The sequence below is a fragment of the Pseudoalteromonas agarivorans genome (assembly GCF_024518735.1).
Lineage (GTDB): Bacteria > Pseudomonadota > Gammaproteobacteria > Enterobacterales > Alteromonadaceae > Pseudoalteromonas > Pseudoalteromonas atlantica.
In genome coordinates, this window is sequence record NZ_JANIGJ010000006.1 from 145769 (window position 1) to 160534 (window position 14766).

Consider the following 14766-nt stretch of genomic DNA (forward strand, 5'->3'; position numbering starts at 1 on the left):
CAATAGTGTGAATAAGTTACATCGTTAAACGTAAAACTTACCAATCCTAAATTTATAACCCTCGCTCAAAAAACCATAACATATTGAAAATTAATAAAATTAAACTCTGGCACGCAACTAGCATTATTACTTTCGAACGAATTTGATAACCAAGGAGAAAACAATGTTACGCTGGACAATTACATTTTTAGTTATTGCTTTAATCGCTGCAGTGTTAGGTTTTGGTGGTATCGCAGGTGCCGCAGCTGGTATAGCAAAAATTATATTCTTTATCTTTTTAGTACTTTTAGTGATTTCTTTAGTTTCAGGTGCGCTGCGCGGTAAATCGCCTAGGTAGCTACTAACATACTTAAAACACTAAACAATCAACATATACAAGGAATTACATTATGAACTCAACAACTTTAAAAGCAGCACTAATCGCCGTATTTGCAGGTTTCTTTATGATGGGTTGTGAAGACAACCACGCAGAAGAAGCAGGTGAGCGTATTGATGAAGCAGTAACTGACGTGCAAAACTCTGTTGAAGATGCATGTGAAAATGTAAAAGAAGGCGTTAACGCAGAAGAAACTAACTGTTAATCTGTTTGGTAACGTAAAAAACGGCTTTTAATAAGCCGTTTTTTTGTGCGCGAATAAAAAGCGGATTCTAACTCTTAAAATGCATAGTCTACATTAACGGGTGTGATTTTTACGCTAGCTTGTTAAAATAGCGAAAACTATTACTTATTAGCAATTATGGCACTGACCACCACTTACACACTCGATAAACCCTACTACTACGAATGCTTTGACGAGTCCCACTCTTATAGTAAAGCAGCCAAACCAAAGTATTTTTTGCTGGCATTACTGGTGTGCTTAGGTTTAATTAGTATTTACGCTATGGACGATCACTACCTAGGTACATTTTTAATAATGCTGGGTGTATTAGAATGCGTTGCCTTTTATTACCGCAGGCCTTGGTGGGTTACGCGCCAAATGTTTAGTCGTGCTTCGGGCTCAACGGTTACTCTTTCGTTTACCGATGACGCTATTAGCACCGAAAACCACTATAAAAGCCATACATTTAAGTGGGCAGAAATAACCCATATTATTAAAACTAACCACGGCTACTTAGTGCACCATAATAAAGGTATGCAATATATTTCTAGCAGTGTATTAACCGATGAAATGCGCTATTTTATAAACAAAAAAGCCACTCAGTGAGTGGCTTTTGGTATAGCTAAGTGCATTACTCAGCTAAGTATACGTGTTGATTAAGCATTGCCCGGATTAGGGTTAGACTTTTCAGCTTGTATACGCATGTAAATCTCTTCACGATGCACTGAAACGTCTTTAGGTGCGTTAACACCAATTCGAACTTGATTTCCTTTAACACCTAATACAGTAACAGTTACTTCGTCACCAATCATTAGGGTTTCACCTACTCTACGAGTTAGTATTAGCATTCTCTTGCTCCCATGTTCCAATAAATTATAAGATTCCGCTTGACCATTTTAATGAAAAATTGATTGAAAAGTAAGTAAAAACTCCCAAACTATCCATTTTCTGTTAAAAATTCTGAGTGTAACGCTCTTACTGCTAGTTCTAAATACTTCTCGTCAATTAAAACCGATACCTTGATTTCAGACGTCGATACTAAAACTATGTGTATGCCTTCTTGCGCCAATGCATCAAAAAATTGATGCGCTACACCACTGTGAGACTTCATTCCTATGCCAACAGCCGACACTTTTGCAACTGTTGTATCACTAGAAATGCTATCAGCCTGCAGATTTACCTGTTGTTGAGTTAGTAAATCGTGTGCTTGCAAATAGTCATTTGAATGCACAGTAAAAGCATAGTCTATTTTTTCAAAGTTATGATTAACTTGACTAATCATATCTATTTCGATGCCATTTTCTGCAAAAAGTTTCAAAATTTTTGTAAGAGAATGAACACAGTATGGTACGCCATGTACCTTTATCAAGCATTCGTCACGATTAAACGCAATCCCCGACACAACCTTAGTTGGCATATCGCTCTCCTCAAAACTTATTAGCGTTCCTTCATCGGGCTCAAAACTCGAAAGCACCCTTAGCGGCATTTTATGATTACCAGCCGACTCAACAGCACGAATATGCAATACTTTTGCGCCTAAGCTTGCCAGCTCTAGCATTTCGGCAAACGTTACATGGCGCATTCGCTGTGCGTTTGGTTCTACACGAGGATCAGTAGTGTATACGCCATCAACGTCGGTATAGATCTGACATTCATCGGCTTTTATTGCCGCGGCTATTTCTACCGCAGAGGTATCGGTGCCACCGCGTCCAAGGGTTGTAATATTGCCCTCTACATCGCGCCCCTGAAAACCGGCAATAATCGCAATCCGATTATGCTCAAGCTCATGCTTTAAACGCGTCGCAGCAACCTCTTCAATACGGGCTTTACCAAACATGTTATCGGTTTGAATATTAACCTGATCGGCTAGTAGGCTTACAGCCGAATGGCCACGTTTTATAATAGCCATAGCAAGGAGCGAAACAGAAACCTGTTCTCCAGTGCTAATAAGTACGTCTAATTCTCGGCTACTCGGGCGAGTATCTATTTGCTTGGCGAGGTTAATTAAGCGGTTGGTTTCTCCCGACATAGCCGAAAGAACCACAACCACTTGATGACCTTGCTGCTTAGTTTTAACAACAAGGTCGGCGACCGCTTCTATTCGCTCAATAGAGCCAACCGAAGTGCCGCCAAACTTTTGGACAATAAGTGCCACGTAAGCTTAAACTTTCTCACTTACCCAGGCTGTCACGCTTTCAAGCGCGGCGTTTAGGTTTTCAGGCTGTGAACCACCCGCTTGTGCCATATCAGGACGACCGCCCCCTTTACCGCCTACTTGGCCTGCCATGTGGTTTACAAGCTCACCGGCTTTAACTTTACCGGTTAAATCTTTCGTTACACCGGCAATTAGGCTTACTTTTTCGTCGCTGGCAACACCCAGTGCAATAACACCTGAGCCAATCTTGTTTTTAAGGTCGTCAACCATACCACGAAGCGCTTTAGATTCAGTTCCTTCAACGTTTGCCACTAGTAGCTTAACGCCATTAATTTCAACAATCGAATCAAGTAAAGACGCGCCCGCTGCACTGGCTAGCTTATCGTTAAGCTGTGCAATTTGCTTTTCAAGGCCTTTAGACTTTTCAAGAAGCGCAGTTACTTTTTCAAGTACCGATGCGCTATCACCTTTTACCAGCGCTGCTACATCGTTTAGCTGTTTTTCTTGCTCGCTTACATACGCCACTGCATCTGCGCCTGTTACTGCTTCAATACGGCGTACGCCTGCAGCAATACCGCTTTCAGATACAATTTTAAATAAGCCAATATCACCCGCGCGCTCTACGTGCGTACCGCCACACAGTTCAATTGAGTAATCGCCAATGGTTACTACGCGTACTTCATCGTCGTACTTTTCGCCAAACAGCGCCATTGCACCTTTTGCTTTAGCGTCATCAATCGCCATAAGCTCAGTGTTAAGGGCAAAGTTACGACGAATTTCATCGTTAACTACACGCTCGATTTCACGTAGTTCGTCTTTAGTAACCGCTTCAAAGTGCGAGAAGTCAAAACGTAAACGTTCAGGCTCAACCAGTGAGCCTTTTTGGCTTACGTGTTCACCTAATAATTGGCGCAGAGCTTCGTGTAAAATATGCGTAGCTGTGTGATTTTTCTTAATGCGTTCACGGCGTGCATCATCAATAGTGGCATCTACTTTATCGTTAACCGCAATGCGCCCTTGTACGCTACCATGGTGCGCAAACGCATTACCCAGCTTAGTAGTGTTAGTTACTGTAAACTCGCCACCTGCAACAGTAATGGTACCGGTATCGCCTGTTTGACCACCAGATTCTGCATAAAATGGCGTATGGTTAAGTACAACAATGCCTTGTTGGCCGTCTTCTAAAATAGAAACCGACTCACCATTTGCAAACACTTCTACTACTGTAGCGCTGTGATGTGTGCTGTCGTAGCCTTTAAACTCAGTGTGTTTTTCTGACTTTAATTGCTCGTTGTAATCAGCACCAAATTTACCAGCTTGCTGCGCTGTTTTACGCTGTACAGCCATGCACTCTTCAAAGCCTGCATGGTCTATTGTCATTTGGCGTTCACGGGCTACATCGGCCGTTAAATCAGCGGGGAAACCATAGGTGTCGTATAATTTAAATACTAAATCACCAGGAATAACATCGCCTTTAAGCTCGCTTAGGCTTTCTTCTAAAATAGCTAAGCCACGCTCAAGGGTTTTACCAAATTGTTCTTCTTCAATGCGCAGTACTTTTTCGATAATTTCTTGCTGCTTTGCAAGCTCTGGGTAAGCTTGGCCCATTTGTTCAATAAGCGCTGCAACCAGTTTATAGAAAAACGCACCTTGTGCACCAAGCTTGTTACCATGGCGTACTGCACGACGAATAATACGACGCAATACATAACCACGGCCTTCGTTTGACGGCATAACACCATCAGAAATTAAAAACGCACACGAACGAATATGATCCGCCACAACGCGTAGCGACTTATCGTTTAAATCTTGTGCGTTAGTTACACTTGCCGCAGCTGCAATTAAGCCTTGGAACAAGTCGATTTCGTAGTTTGAATGCACGCCTTGTAAAATAGCAGCAATACGCTCAAGGCCCATACCTGTATCAACAGATTGTTTAGGCAGCGGCTCCATAGTACCGTCGCTTTGACGGTTGTACTGCATAAATACAAGGTTCCAAATTTCTATAAAGCGGTCGCCATCTTCTTCAGGCGAGCCCGGAGGGCCACCCCAAATGTGCTCACCGTGATCGTAAAATATTTCAGAACACGGACCACATGGGCCAGTATCGCCCATTGACCAGAAGTTATCTGAGGTAGCAATACGAATAATACGATCTTCGCTTAGGCCAATATCATTGTGCCAAAAGCCAAATGCATCTTCATCGTCGTGATAAATAGTAACAAGTAGTTTTTCTTGTGGTAATTTAACAACCTCAGTTAAAAACTCCCACGCAAACTTAATAGCGTCTTGTTTAAAGTAATCGCCAAAACTAAAGTTACCTAGCATTTCAAAAAATGTATGATGACGCGCTGTGTAACCTACGTTTTCTAAATCGTTATGTTTACCACCAGCACGCACACAACGCTGTGCACTTGTAGCACGCGTGTAAGGGCGAGTTTCGGCGCCTAAAAACACATCCTTAAAAGGAACCATGCCGGCATTGTTAAATAACAACGTGGCATCGTTACCCGGAATAAGTGAAGCCGATTGGACAATTTGGTGCTGTTTGCTGGCAAAAAAGTCTAAAAACTGTTGCCTAAGTTGTGCCGTAGTCATGTGCTGCATGTGAAAATCTCACCTGTATTTACTGTGCTTGCATTGCAAAATCAATTTGTTCGTAGCTAAATCCTCGGTACATTAAGTAGCGCACGCGCTTAGCTTTATCTTTGTACTCGAGGATGGCCGGTGTAGTTGAATACTTTTTGTTGTACGCTTCCTGCGCAAGCTCAAACCAGTCTATTTCAAGCTCTTCAACCACTCTTTCAAGTAGTGAACGGTCAATCCCTTTGCCTATGGCTTCGCTTTGAATGCGCTTTAAGCCATGGCCTTTAAAAATGTGTTTTCTGACAAACCCTTCGCAATAGCGTTGCTCGTTAATAAAATTGTGCTCTTCGCACCAATTAAGCAGGGTTTCTATAAACTCGTCGCTGGCTTCTTTTTGCTGAAGCTTAAAGGTTAACTCGCGGCGCGAATACTCTTGGCGCCCAAGTAACCACAGTACATAGTTTTTAAGCTTTTGTTTTAACTTATCATCCATTAAGCGTCAAAGCGCCCGCTTTGTTCACTGCTAAGTGGTTTAACATTACTATCGTCACTTGGCGGTACAACTGGCATAAAAATAGCCTGATAAGATACAAAGAAACTAATGTAGCAAATTGGCATTAAAATCAACAGCGGTAAGAACGATAAGAACATAGAAAGCGCCATAAATAACACACAAATAATGCCAAAAACACTCAATGCAAACAGGTTATGATAAAAAACCAATAGCGAATTTTTAAGCGCCGTTAAAATGCGTTTTTCTTTACTAAAATAAATAAGCGGTACCGCGTAAGCAAACGCCATTAAATACACCGCCATTGCCACTAAAAATAGCACCACACTGGCGCCCGAAATACTATTTAAGGTTTGCTCAAGCGCAATGTTAGGATCAAGCCCCTCTTGGCTCATAATAGCCACCGCATCGGCAAATAGGCCATTAGCTAACAAGGCCATTAAAATACCCGCCCCCATTTGGTAAAGCGCTAAACGTAGTAGCCCTAAACGATTACCTTTTGCGCTAAAGGGTTTGAGTATGTCGGCAAGCATAATTTTACCGCCCTGCTGCTTGCTAAGTACCGCTTGGTAAAAACCGGCGGTTAAAAAAGGCGTGGCAAGTGCCGCAACAACTTGCAGCAAAGGTAAAAATAACGACAGTATGCCCACTATGCCTATTAATAAGTGCATAACTACAAAGGTAAATGGCTGGGTTTTAAAAATATGCCAACCGGCTTTAAACCACTTTAGCCCGGCATCGGCTTTAAAAATTCGTAATTCGTTAGACATACTGGCTCTTAAATTAAACAAAACACGCCAAGTATAACTTGGCGTGAGGGGGGATTAACAGACACTACATGATTAAATAGTTAAGGTTTTTTAATTTTTTTAATATCTAACATATGTGCGCCGTGTTTTATTTTGGTTTCTAGGTAAGCTTTGTTACCTGTAAGGCCTGCTTTAATGTGCGCGTGGGTACCAATAACGGTGTCTACTTCAATGCCGGCATCTTTTAATGCATTAAGCTTTTTAGGGTTATTGGTCATTAATTTAACGTGGCTTAAATTAAGTGCGTTGAGCATTAATACCGCGTCCGAAAAATCACGTAAGTCATCGGCAAAACCTAAGTGATTATTAGCCTCGTAAGTGTTCATACCTTGCGATTGAAGTACATAGGCATCAATTTTATTGTACAAACCAATACCTCGGCCCTCTTGGCGTAAATACAATAACACCCCGCCTTGCTCGTGCATCATTTCAATACACTCATTTAACTGCTCGCCACAATCGCAGCGCGATGAATGAAACACATCACCGGTTAAACACTCAGAGTGCATGCGAATAAGCGGCACATTTTGGTTTACATCAGCATTGTTAAATACAAACGCAACGTGTTCTTGGCCGTCTTTTAAGCCACTAAAAGACACTATTTCTGCGGGAATATCACTATTTTTGCCAACATTAAGCTGGGCTCTTGCTCTTACTTGCGCCACGACAAATCCAAATAATTAAATAACTACGACACCATAAGGTGATAATATCACAAATGTTTAAAGTTAGATCGTAGTACACTAGGTTTATGGCAAATATATGGCGATTACACAGCCTATTTTCAATCTTAATATGCAATAAACTCCCACTACCTAGAGCTATTTCCCCAAAACAATGACAAACTTGTACGCATTTGCTATTTTAATTTTATTACTTTTACCACGCTGCTTATACATTAAGTTAATACACCGCACCTATAAAAAGCTAAAACGGTGTTACCTAGTTATCTCAGCAGGCACTATTAGTACAGTTTAATGACGAAAGTTAGTTACAGCTTAGTGCACATGGGTATTAGGTAATTAGTTAGTTTTATAAGCAAGCGCCCACACAAAGAGTAATGAAAACCATTATCACTTGTGGTATTTTGTTTCTAGATTGAACACTAATAGGGATTATTATGAAAGCACAACACCTCGCCTTAGTTATCGGATTAACCTTTACGCCTTTTGCAAGCCAGGCCAATGCAAGCCAAGTAAGCGATGATAAAGCCGCCTTTTCTGATGCATACCAAAGTTATTTAACGGCTGTTAAAAAAGACGAAAACATAGAGCAAGCAGCTAAACATGCCTATATTACAGGCCTTGCGCTTTATGGTGATAAAAGTGATAACACCGCAAGCCTTGCTATTAATTACGCCAAAGCAATTACAGCGCCGCGCTCTATCAACGACAAAAAAAATGTATCTGAGCAACGCTTCGAACTTTACTCGCAAGCCTATACAATACTGGCAAATAACCACGGTAAAAATGCAATAGAAACAATCGATGCCCTAATAGGCAAGGCTGAAAACACCAGCTCGGCCTATCAAGCCGATAACGATTACGACCGTATAATTGAAATAGCTAAAACACAAAACAACCCTAAATTTGTTGCCGACATGCAGTTTGAAGCAGCCTCGCTGTTAGCCAAAAAATTTGCTCATAAAAAATACCATAAAGCTAAAACGCTGCTTAACCAAGCCGATGACTACTACCGTAATAACCTAGACGACAATACCGTAGAGCGCATTAAAGCCGACTTTTTAATGGCGTCGTTTGCTCAAGGTAAGAAAAAATACAATGAAGCCATTGAACGACTAAACCATGTTGTATCGGTATTTGATAACAACTTAAGCTTTGATCATAGCGCTGAGCTTACTGCGCACTCAAAGCTTGTTAACCTTTACGAAAAAACAGGCCAAAGCGAGCAAGCCACTAAGCATTGTTTAGCAATTGCTAAAATGGTGCCGTGGAAAAAAACACAAGAGCAAACACCTATATACCGCAAAAACCCTGAGTACCCACAAAACAAAGCGCGCCAAATGCGAGACGGTATTGTCGTTGTTGAATTTGACGTAGATACCGCAGGCTTTGTTAAAAACCCAGAGGTAGTTAGCTCACAAGGGGGGAAAGAGTTTGAAAGGTCGGCACTTACAGCACTTAAAAAGTGGCGTTATGCACCAAAATTTGAAGACGGCCAACCCGTTGTTGCAAGTACGCAAGTACAGCTCGACTTTAAAATAGCCAGATAACACGCAAGGTATTATAGCGTCTTTTTTGTTCAGGTAGTTTTATTCAAAGCTTTGCGAGTATTTTATCGCTAGCGGCTTCAATTAAATCGAGCACATTTTCAAAGCCATCATCGCCGCCGTAGTATGGGTCGGGTATGGCGCTTTGGCTTTGCTCGCCGTATTCTAAAAACAATGCCAGCTTGTAATGTAAATGGGTGGGGCATTGCGCTTTTAAGTCAGCTAAGTTTTGTGTGTCTGCCGCTAAAATTAAATCAAACTCAGTAAAATCGCTGCTGCGAACTGGGCGCGAAAATATACCTTTAAAGCTATAACCGCGTTTTTCGCCTGCAGCCATTGAGCGGCTATCTGGCGTTTTACCTTCGTGGTAGCCAATAGTCCCTGCCGAGTCGACTTTTACCTCAACACCTAATTTTTTAGCACGCGCTTTTAACACCGCCTCTGCTGTGGGCGAGCGGCAAATATTACCTAAACACACTATCAGTACTTTTTTCATTAAGGTTCCTTTAGCTAATTTAACCACCTAGGCTTTAAAACTGTTTTAATATAGCCTCGTTATAGTCATCGGCATTTAAAGTCAGGTTATACTTGGCGGCCACACTATCAAGCTCGGCTTGTTTTATAGCTAACTCGTCCATAGTAATGGTGTTATCGTCAAGCTGCCATAAAAGCCGTGAGCCCGCATAACTATAATGAATCGCTAATAATGCATCGGCATTACCCTCACGCCCTGCCGCTTTTAGCTTTGGCATTTTGCGGGTTATTTTATTAAGCGCTTGTTTAAGCTCCCACACATATACCACTTCGGTCATAAAACTATGGGTACGGTATTTATTTAACAGCCAGCCAATGGCCAAACTTGTTATAACAACACCGGTTAAATTCCAATGAAAGTGACTCCCGCTTTCATCAGGAAACAACGCAATTAACGTTTGCGATATAGCCAAGCTGCCAACAGCTAAACCCGCCGCACACCCTACAATTACCCTATTTAAATGTTTGCGGTAACGTGCTTTATCTATTTGTATGAGTTGCATAACAGCCTAAAAAATTAATAAGTAAAAATATAGCGAACGCTATTGTAACTAAACCCCGCAATTTTTATAAAATTATTTAACCCCTTTTTGATTTGCCCCCCGTTATAGCTTTTAAACAACCCAATAAGTTTACTCGGAGCAGCTTATGCACACACTTGAAGTACCCAATAATTCAGCATTTATTAAAACATCAACCGCCGTTATTGGCGGCGCAGTAATGACCTTTGCCGCCTTTGCATTTATGCAATACTTAATTAGTGGCGAGCAGCGCGCACCTATAAAACTCGGCGACGATATTATTGTAGAGATTTTTCAGGCACCAGAGGATTCACAAGTAAGGCATATACAAAAAATACAGCCACCACCGCCTGTACCAAAAACGCCGCCTAAAGCACCACCAATAGATACCTCAAACGACCCTGTAATAGCGATTAACGAATTAACACCGGTCACTATTGATGATTTTGGAGATGATATAAATAGCACGATTAACCGCCCAACAGGCGATGCAACCCCCATAGTGCGCATAAATCCAAAATACCCAACATCTGCTGCGCGCAATGGCATAGAAGGCTGGGTACAACTGAGCTTTAGTATTTCGCCCACCGGCGAAGTAATAAACCCAGTGGTAATAAACGCCGAGCCCAAACGCACCTTTGACCGCGAAGCAATAAGAGCCATAAAGCGCTGGAAATATCGCCCCAAAGTAATAGAAGGTGTGGCACAATTACAAACAGATCAAACCGTACAGCTCGATTTTAAATTAGATAACTCTATTTAACGGACTAAACGCCTATGCTACTCAGTATTAAGTCATGGTTATTTGAAACGCCAAGCAAGGATTGCATGGCAAGTTACGCAAAAAGTGGCGACAACCGCTACTTAGAGCAGCTTATTTCCCTATACAGTAACGATTTATATCACTACCTAGTGACGCAATCTAATACGCATTTAGCATACGACGTAAGCCAACAAACCTGGCTAAAAGTAATCGAAAAACGCCACCTTTACCAAGCGCAAACCACGCCAAAAGCGTGGTTATTTAAACTCGCGCGCAACACATTAGTAGACGAATACCGCAAACAGCAGCGCTTTGTAGAGCTTGACGAAAGCACCCCCCTACCCGCGCAGCAAAATGAGCAAGGTAATAACAACAGTATTAGCAATATAAATTACCAAGCGTTCGATAGCGCACTCAAGCAACTGAGCTTTGTACAGCGCGAAGCCATTACCTTACAACAAGAAGGCTTTAGCCTTGCCGACATAGAGCTTATAACGCAAAGCAACCATGAGAGCGTAAAAACAAGGCTGCGCTATGCCAAGCAAAACCTTAAACGTTTATTAGGAGCAAACAATGAACAAGCCTGATGAGCAGTTTGATCAAAAGCTCACTCAACACTACAAAGAGCGAAAAGCACGCACTACACTCAGCGCTTCCCAACAAAAAGCGTTACTTAATAATGCCAGCCATAAAAAGCCCTCAAGGCTTAGTTTTACGCTACAGTTAACCAGCCTTGCCTGCGCACTGGGCGTATTCGCATTTATTGTGTTTGATAGTAACGAGGGCATTAACCACGCACCTAAAACGGTGCTTAACAGCTCATTTAAAACTATAGACATTCACGACTACTCAATTATTAAAACCCACGAAATAACCCCATCGGGCAGTTACACAAGCGCCATTACCGAGCAAAAACACGCACTCGATACACAACACGCTAATAGCTTGCGCTTACACCAACAACGCCACATAGAATACGGCACGCTCGTAAAGGTTGATAACGACTGGTACATAGCCAGCTGTAATGACGAGGTACTGGTGCAAATTAAGCAGTCACTGCTCAGTGATTTAAAGGGAAGGCACGCAGTAGAAAGTGGTCTAAATACGGGTGATATGTTGGCTATGGCGCATAACAGTAAAGGGCAGATTATTGCACTTAAACATGCGGGTGCTGGAGTTAGGCAGTGTGGGGCTTAGGTGGTTTAGCTCAGTTAAGGTTGGTGGTAGTGGTAATTTAGATATATATTACCACCGAGAACACAGAGGCGCTTCGCGCTGCACAGAGGAAAAATTACTACATAGCTAACTTTATTCCTCATCATTATTTCAAGCCTCGAGTAGCGCCCTATAAAAGTTAGAAAGCAGTCAGTCTCATTTTGGTTTTTATTGACAGCAAATATATTCACTCCTGAAAATACATTATTTTAGCTCTTTGGATTTATGAGTTGTACGAATATAATTTTATTTAACTTTTAGTTTAAATTTAAGAAAAAAATATGAAAAAGCTACTTTTATTCGTTTTTACTATTTATACATTTTGCTGCTCGTTTGTGCAGGCTGAGGCTTTAGTGAATAACGTATTTGTAGTACCGGTTGAAAAGCGCTTTGAAAACTTTACCTTAGTTAAGGTAAACCCTAAATACACAGTTCTTGATTACAAAGCGCTTATGTCTGCTCGCGAGTTTATTCAAAATAGCTTAGGCACAACATGGCCTGCTGATGACTTTACTTTGGATGAAAACACACAAACATTAGAAAATGATTTAATCGCATTTGATAATAAAGAATCTTTTACCTTCCATGTAATGAATAACAATAAAACGAAAGTAATTGGCTGCATTTACATTTCAGGTGCCGCTAGTGATAAGTTTGACGCCACCGTGTTTAGTTGGGTCGCTAAAGAGCATATTGCTACACCACTTTTTACCGAATTAAAAACGAGCGTTAAAGCATGGATTAAAAACGAATGGCCTTTTGCACGCGTTGATTACTCATTTAATAAGTAAAATCCACATTCAATTGCTTTATAAAACCTGCTATTAAGCAGGCTTTTATGTATTTTGTAATTAAACTCAGGCTAACACCCGGTGTATCAGCAAGCTATGCGCCTACAATAAACACTACATATAATTAGCTTGGGTTTGCTCATTGCATTGGTGATACGTTGGGTTTCGTGTCACTCAACCCAACCTACGTCGCTAATATCTTGTAAATCATCGGTAATGGTTACTGCTTTAAAAGCCGTTGTTCTGGATTGTGTAAGTATTTTAAGCCGATGGTCACTATACGTGTATGTACCATTGTTATAACGCGTAGTTGAACATTACCAATAACCACAATTGAGCCTTTACTGATTTCTCCTGAGAGCTTTTGGTTGATCACCTCTTCCAAGCTTATGTCCTCTGGGGCGTCTATTTTCATGTGGTATGAGTAAAATATATCGCCTACTAGCGTAACCCCTTTCACTTTAAGTTCGTTGCGCGCTAAGTGACTGTCTTGGTGGTTTGTTTTATCGGTTGCTGTAAAAACTAAATCAACAAAAGGTCTGTTAGCGGGTTTTAAAACAACAAATAAATGATCGTTTGGTTTTAATTTAGTTGAGCCGCGTGGCGGTATGATTGATGGCCCTCGTGTGATCATGGCTACAACTACACTTTCTGGCAGTGCAGCATGAGACAAACTGCGCCCAGAAACGCGAGAAACATCACTTAACGTGTACTCAACAATTTCTATATCAATATCGTTTAGGGCGGTAATTTCGAGCGTTGCAGCTGCTAAATCGGGTGGCGGTTCTATTAAACTTAACTTTTTAGCCATCCAAGGCATAGTTGAGCCTTGCAACGTGGCCGAGATTAACACCACGAAAAAAACCACATTAAAAATAAGCTCCGCCCCTGAAAGGCCAAACAACAGTGGGAATATAGCTAAAATAATCGGCACTGAGCCTCTTAGCCCCACCCAAGATACAAATAAAGTTTCGCGATTATTAAAGCCAAATAATTTCAAAATTGGCGCTACCGCTAGTGGGCGAGCAACAAAAATAAGTGCCAGTGCAATTAACAACCCTTCTAACCATACATCAACCAACGACGAGGGATTAATTAAAAGCCCTAACACAACAAACATGGTTATTTGCCCAAGCCACGCTAAACCATCGTGAAACAGAAAAATACCGCGTTTATATACAAATTTACTGTTACCTAAAATAACGCCGGTTATAAATACAGCTAAAAAGCCACTGCCGCCAAGCGTTGCAGAAAGGCCAAAAGAAAGCAGCCCAAATGCGGTTACCATTACTAAATACAAACCTGATGCATTTAATTTTATTCGATTAATAAACCACACCGACACCTTACCAATTAAAAACCCACAAACGGCGCCTACACCCATTTGCTGGGCAAATAACTGCAGTAAACCCAGCCCTATTGGCATGTCGTTCACTAGCATTTCGAGCAAACCAACCGTTAAAAAAATAGCCATTGGGTCGTTCGAGGCACTTTCTATTTCAAGGGTTGATTTAAGTTTTTTATTTAAGTGAATACCGGCGCTTCGTAAAAGTGCAAATACGGCAGCGGCATCTGTAGAGCCCACAATAGCGCCCAGTAAAACGCCTTGTAATACAGGTAAGTCTAAAATATAAGTGGCGACAAGGCCGGTAATTACCGCCGTTAAAAGCACCCCAACCGTTGCTAAAGCCGAAGCAGGTTTCCACACTTGTTTAATAGAGCTGGTTGGCGTTTGTAGCCCACCATCAAATAGAATAATAGCCAGTGCTAACGTGCCCAGAGCATGCGCCGCCTCTGCGTTATCGAATGATATACCTGCAATACCATCTTCACCTGCAAGCATGCCCACCAGTAAAAATAGCACCAGCACGGGTAAGCCAACGCGCGCAGATAGCTTGCTCGAGATAACCCCTAGTAAAATTAAAATGGCACTAACAAGAATGATATTATCTATTACAAACATAGTGTGGGTTTACAGCCTTGTATAAGTTAAAAAGTAAGAATTTATAGCTATTAAAAAGCTTAAAGCTCATGCCATACAATAACCTAAAA

General features: G+C 41.4%; 17 protein-coding genes. 8 read left to right on the top strand and 9 right to left on the bottom strand.

All coding sequences use genetic code 11. From position 1 onward, the window contains the following. The first annotated feature begins 163 nt into the window (after positions 1 to 163). From NQT65_RS12240 to NQT65_RS12250, 3 genes are all read left to right on the top strand, one after another. Positions 164 to 337, top strand: coding sequence for a DUF1328 domain-containing protein (locus tag NQT65_RS12240; RefSeq protein WP_002961939.1), 174 nt, complete (start codon positions 164 to 166; stop codon positions 335 to 337). Positions 338 to 389: 52 nt separating this feature from the next. Then, entirely contained in the window at positions 390 to 581 is a 192-nt protein-coding gene (locus NQT65_RS12245; RefSeq protein WP_004587517.1) for a hypothetical protein, read from the top strand. A gap of 156 nt (positions 582 to 737) precedes the next feature. Beyond that, positions 738 to 1205, top strand: coding sequence for a YcxB family protein (locus NQT65_RS12250; protein WP_256851280.1), 468 nt, complete (start codon positions 738 to 740; stop codon positions 1203 to 1205). A 50-nt stretch (positions 1206 to 1255) separates the two neighbouring features. Here NQT65_RS12250 and csrA read toward each other — a convergent pair whose 3' ends face one another. The 6 genes from csrA to NQT65_RS12280 form a co-directional block, all read right to left on the bottom strand. Further along, the gene (gene csrA / locus NQT65_RS12255) at positions 1256 to 1447 is read right to left on the bottom strand and encodes a carbon storage regulator CsrA (RefSeq protein ID WP_004587515.1); all 192 of its coding nucleotides are present in this window, start codon (positions 1445 to 1447) and stop codon (positions 1256 to 1258) included. Positions 1448 to 1536: 89 nt separating this feature from the next. Further along, on the bottom strand, positions 1537 to 2754 hold the full coding sequence (locus NQT65_RS12260) for an aspartate kinase (protein ID WP_054983851.1): 1218 nt from the start codon (positions 2752 to 2754) through the stop codon (positions 1537 to 1539). 6 nt (positions 2755 to 2760) lie between these two features. Then, a complete protein-coding gene (gene alaS / locus NQT65_RS12265; RefSeq protein WP_256851281.1) occupies positions 2761 to 5361 on the bottom strand; it encodes an alanine--tRNA ligase in 2601 nt (866 codons plus the stop codon). Between the two features lie 19 nt (positions 5362 to 5380). Beyond that, complete coding sequence (locus tag NQT65_RS12270) at positions 5381 to 5833, bottom strand: regulatory protein RecX (RefSeq protein WP_256851282.1); 453 nt, start codon at positions 5831 to 5833, stop codon at positions 5381 to 5383. Then, on the bottom strand, positions 5833 to 6621 hold the full coding sequence (locus NQT65_RS12275; protein WP_004587511.1) for a BPSS1780 family membrane protein: 789 nt from the start codon (positions 6619 to 6621) through the stop codon (positions 5833 to 5835). Before NQT65_RS12275 ends, NQT65_RS12270 begins: the two co-directional genes overlap by 1 nt. A gap of 80 nt (positions 6622 to 6701) precedes the next feature. Further along, positions 6702 to 7325, bottom strand: a complete 624-nt coding sequence (locus tag NQT65_RS12280; protein ID WP_024031598.1) for a GTP cyclohydrolase II — start codon at positions 7323 to 7325, stop codon at positions 6702 to 6704. A 455-nt stretch (positions 7326 to 7780) separates the two neighbouring features. Here NQT65_RS12280 and NQT65_RS12285 point away from each other — a divergent pair, with 455 nt between their 5' ends. Further along, positions 7781 to 8893, top strand: a complete 1113-nt coding sequence (locus tag NQT65_RS12285; protein ID WP_121637018.1) for an energy transducer TonB — start codon at positions 7781 to 7783, stop codon at positions 8891 to 8893. Positions 8894 to 8936: 43 nt separating this feature from the next. Here NQT65_RS12285 and NQT65_RS12290 read toward each other — a convergent pair whose 3' ends face one another. Both NQT65_RS12290 and NQT65_RS12295 read right to left on the bottom strand, forming a co-directional pair. Then, on the bottom strand, positions 8937 to 9386 hold the full coding sequence (locus tag NQT65_RS12290; RefSeq protein WP_024031596.1) for a low molecular weight protein-tyrosine-phosphatase: 450 nt from the start codon (positions 9384 to 9386) through the stop codon (positions 8937 to 8939). 34 nt (positions 9387 to 9420) lie between these two features. Then, a complete protein-coding gene (locus tag NQT65_RS12295; RefSeq protein WP_054983855.1) occupies positions 9421 to 9927 on the bottom strand; it encodes a DUF3087 domain-containing protein in 507 nt (168 codons plus the stop codon). A gap of 145 nt (positions 9928 to 10072) precedes the next feature. On the opposite strand from NQT65_RS12295, the gene NQT65_RS12300 reads away from it, so the two are divergent. From NQT65_RS12300 to NQT65_RS12315, 4 genes are all read left to right on the top strand, one after another. Continuing rightward, positions 10073 to 10708, top strand: a complete 636-nt coding sequence (locus NQT65_RS12300) for an energy transducer TonB (RefSeq protein WP_256851283.1) — start codon at positions 10073 to 10075, stop codon at positions 10706 to 10708. 14 nt (positions 10709 to 10722) lie between these two features. Then, complete coding sequence (locus tag NQT65_RS12305; RefSeq protein WP_256851284.1) at positions 10723 to 11295, top strand: sigma-70 family RNA polymerase sigma factor; 573 nt, start codon at positions 10723 to 10725, stop codon at positions 11293 to 11295. After that, positions 11282 to 11905 (top strand): hypothetical protein, encoded by a 624-nt coding sequence (locus tag NQT65_RS12310; protein ID WP_256851285.1) that lies wholly within the window; start codon positions 11282 to 11284, stop codon positions 11903 to 11905. The genes NQT65_RS12305 and NQT65_RS12310 overlap by 14 nt, the downstream gene beginning before the upstream one ends. 299 nt (positions 11906 to 12204) lie before the next feature. Then, a complete protein-coding gene (locus NQT65_RS12315; protein ID WP_256851286.1) occupies positions 12205 to 12714 on the top strand; it encodes a hypothetical protein in 510 nt (169 codons plus the stop codon). A 220-nt stretch (positions 12715 to 12934) separates the two neighbouring features. Here the strand turns inward: NQT65_RS12315 and NQT65_RS12320 are convergent, their stop codons facing one another. Next, positions 12935 to 14677 carry a potassium/proton antiporter gene (locus NQT65_RS12320; RefSeq protein WP_256851287.1) on the bottom strand — a complete coding sequence of 581 codons (1743 nt, stop codon included), beginning with the start codon at positions 14675 to 14677 and terminating at the stop codon, positions 12935 to 12937. Positions 14678 to 14766 lie beyond the last annotated feature (89 nt).

Bases quoted from the DNA above. Each gene is read 5' to 3' on its own strand.
- NQT65_RS12240 (WP_002961939.1), top strand. From the start codon at position 164: ATGTTACGCTGGACAATTACATTTTTAGTTATTGCTTTAATCGCTGCA.
- NQT65_RS12270 (WP_256851282.1), bottom strand. From the start codon at position 5,833: ATGGATGATAAGTTAAAACAAAAGCTTAAAAACTATGTACTGTGGTTA.
- NQT65_RS12320 (WP_256851287.1), bottom strand. From the start codon at position 14,677: ATGTTTGTAATAGATAATATCATTCTTGTTAGTGCCATTTTAATTTTA.
- alaS (WP_256851281.1), bottom strand. From the start codon at position 5,361: ATGCAGCACATGACTACGGCACAACTTAGGCAACAGTTTTTAGACTTT.
- NQT65_RS12290 (WP_024031596.1), bottom strand. From the start codon at position 9,386: ATGAAAAAAGTACTGATAGTGTGTTTAGGTAATATTTGCCGCTCGCCC.
- NQT65_RS12310 (WP_256851285.1), top strand. From the start codon at position 11,282: ATGAACAAGCCTGATGAGCAGTTTGATCAAAAGCTCACTCAACACTAC.
- csrA (WP_004587515.1), bottom strand. From the start codon at position 1,447: ATGCTAATACTAACTCGTAGAGTAGGTGAAACCCTAATGATTGGTGAC.
- NQT65_RS12295 (WP_054983855.1), bottom strand. From the start codon at position 9,927: ATGCAACTCATACAAATAGATAAAGCACGTTACCGCAAACATTTAAAT.
- NQT65_RS12245 (WP_004587517.1), top strand. From the start codon at position 390: ATGAACTCAACAACTTTAAAAGCAGCACTAATCGCCGTATTTGCAGGT.
- NQT65_RS12275 (WP_004587511.1), bottom strand. From the start codon at position 6,621: ATGTCTAACGAATTACGAATTTTTAAAGCCGATGCCGGGCTAAAGTGG.
- NQT65_RS12315 (WP_256851286.1), top strand. From the start codon at position 12,205: ATGAAAAAGCTACTTTTATTCGTTTTTACTATTTATACATTTTGCTGC.
- NQT65_RS12250 (WP_256851280.1), top strand. From the start codon at position 738: ATGGCACTGACCACCACTTACACACTCGATAAACCCTACTACTACGAA.
- NQT65_RS12285 (WP_121637018.1), top strand. From the start codon at position 7,781: ATGAAAGCACAACACCTCGCCTTAGTTATCGGATTAACCTTTACGCCT.
- NQT65_RS12305 (WP_256851284.1), top strand. From the start codon at position 10,723: ATGCTACTCAGTATTAAGTCATGGTTATTTGAAACGCCAAGCAAGGAT.
- NQT65_RS12300 (WP_256851283.1), top strand. From the start codon at position 10,073: ATGCACACACTTGAAGTACCCAATAATTCAGCATTTATTAAAACATCA.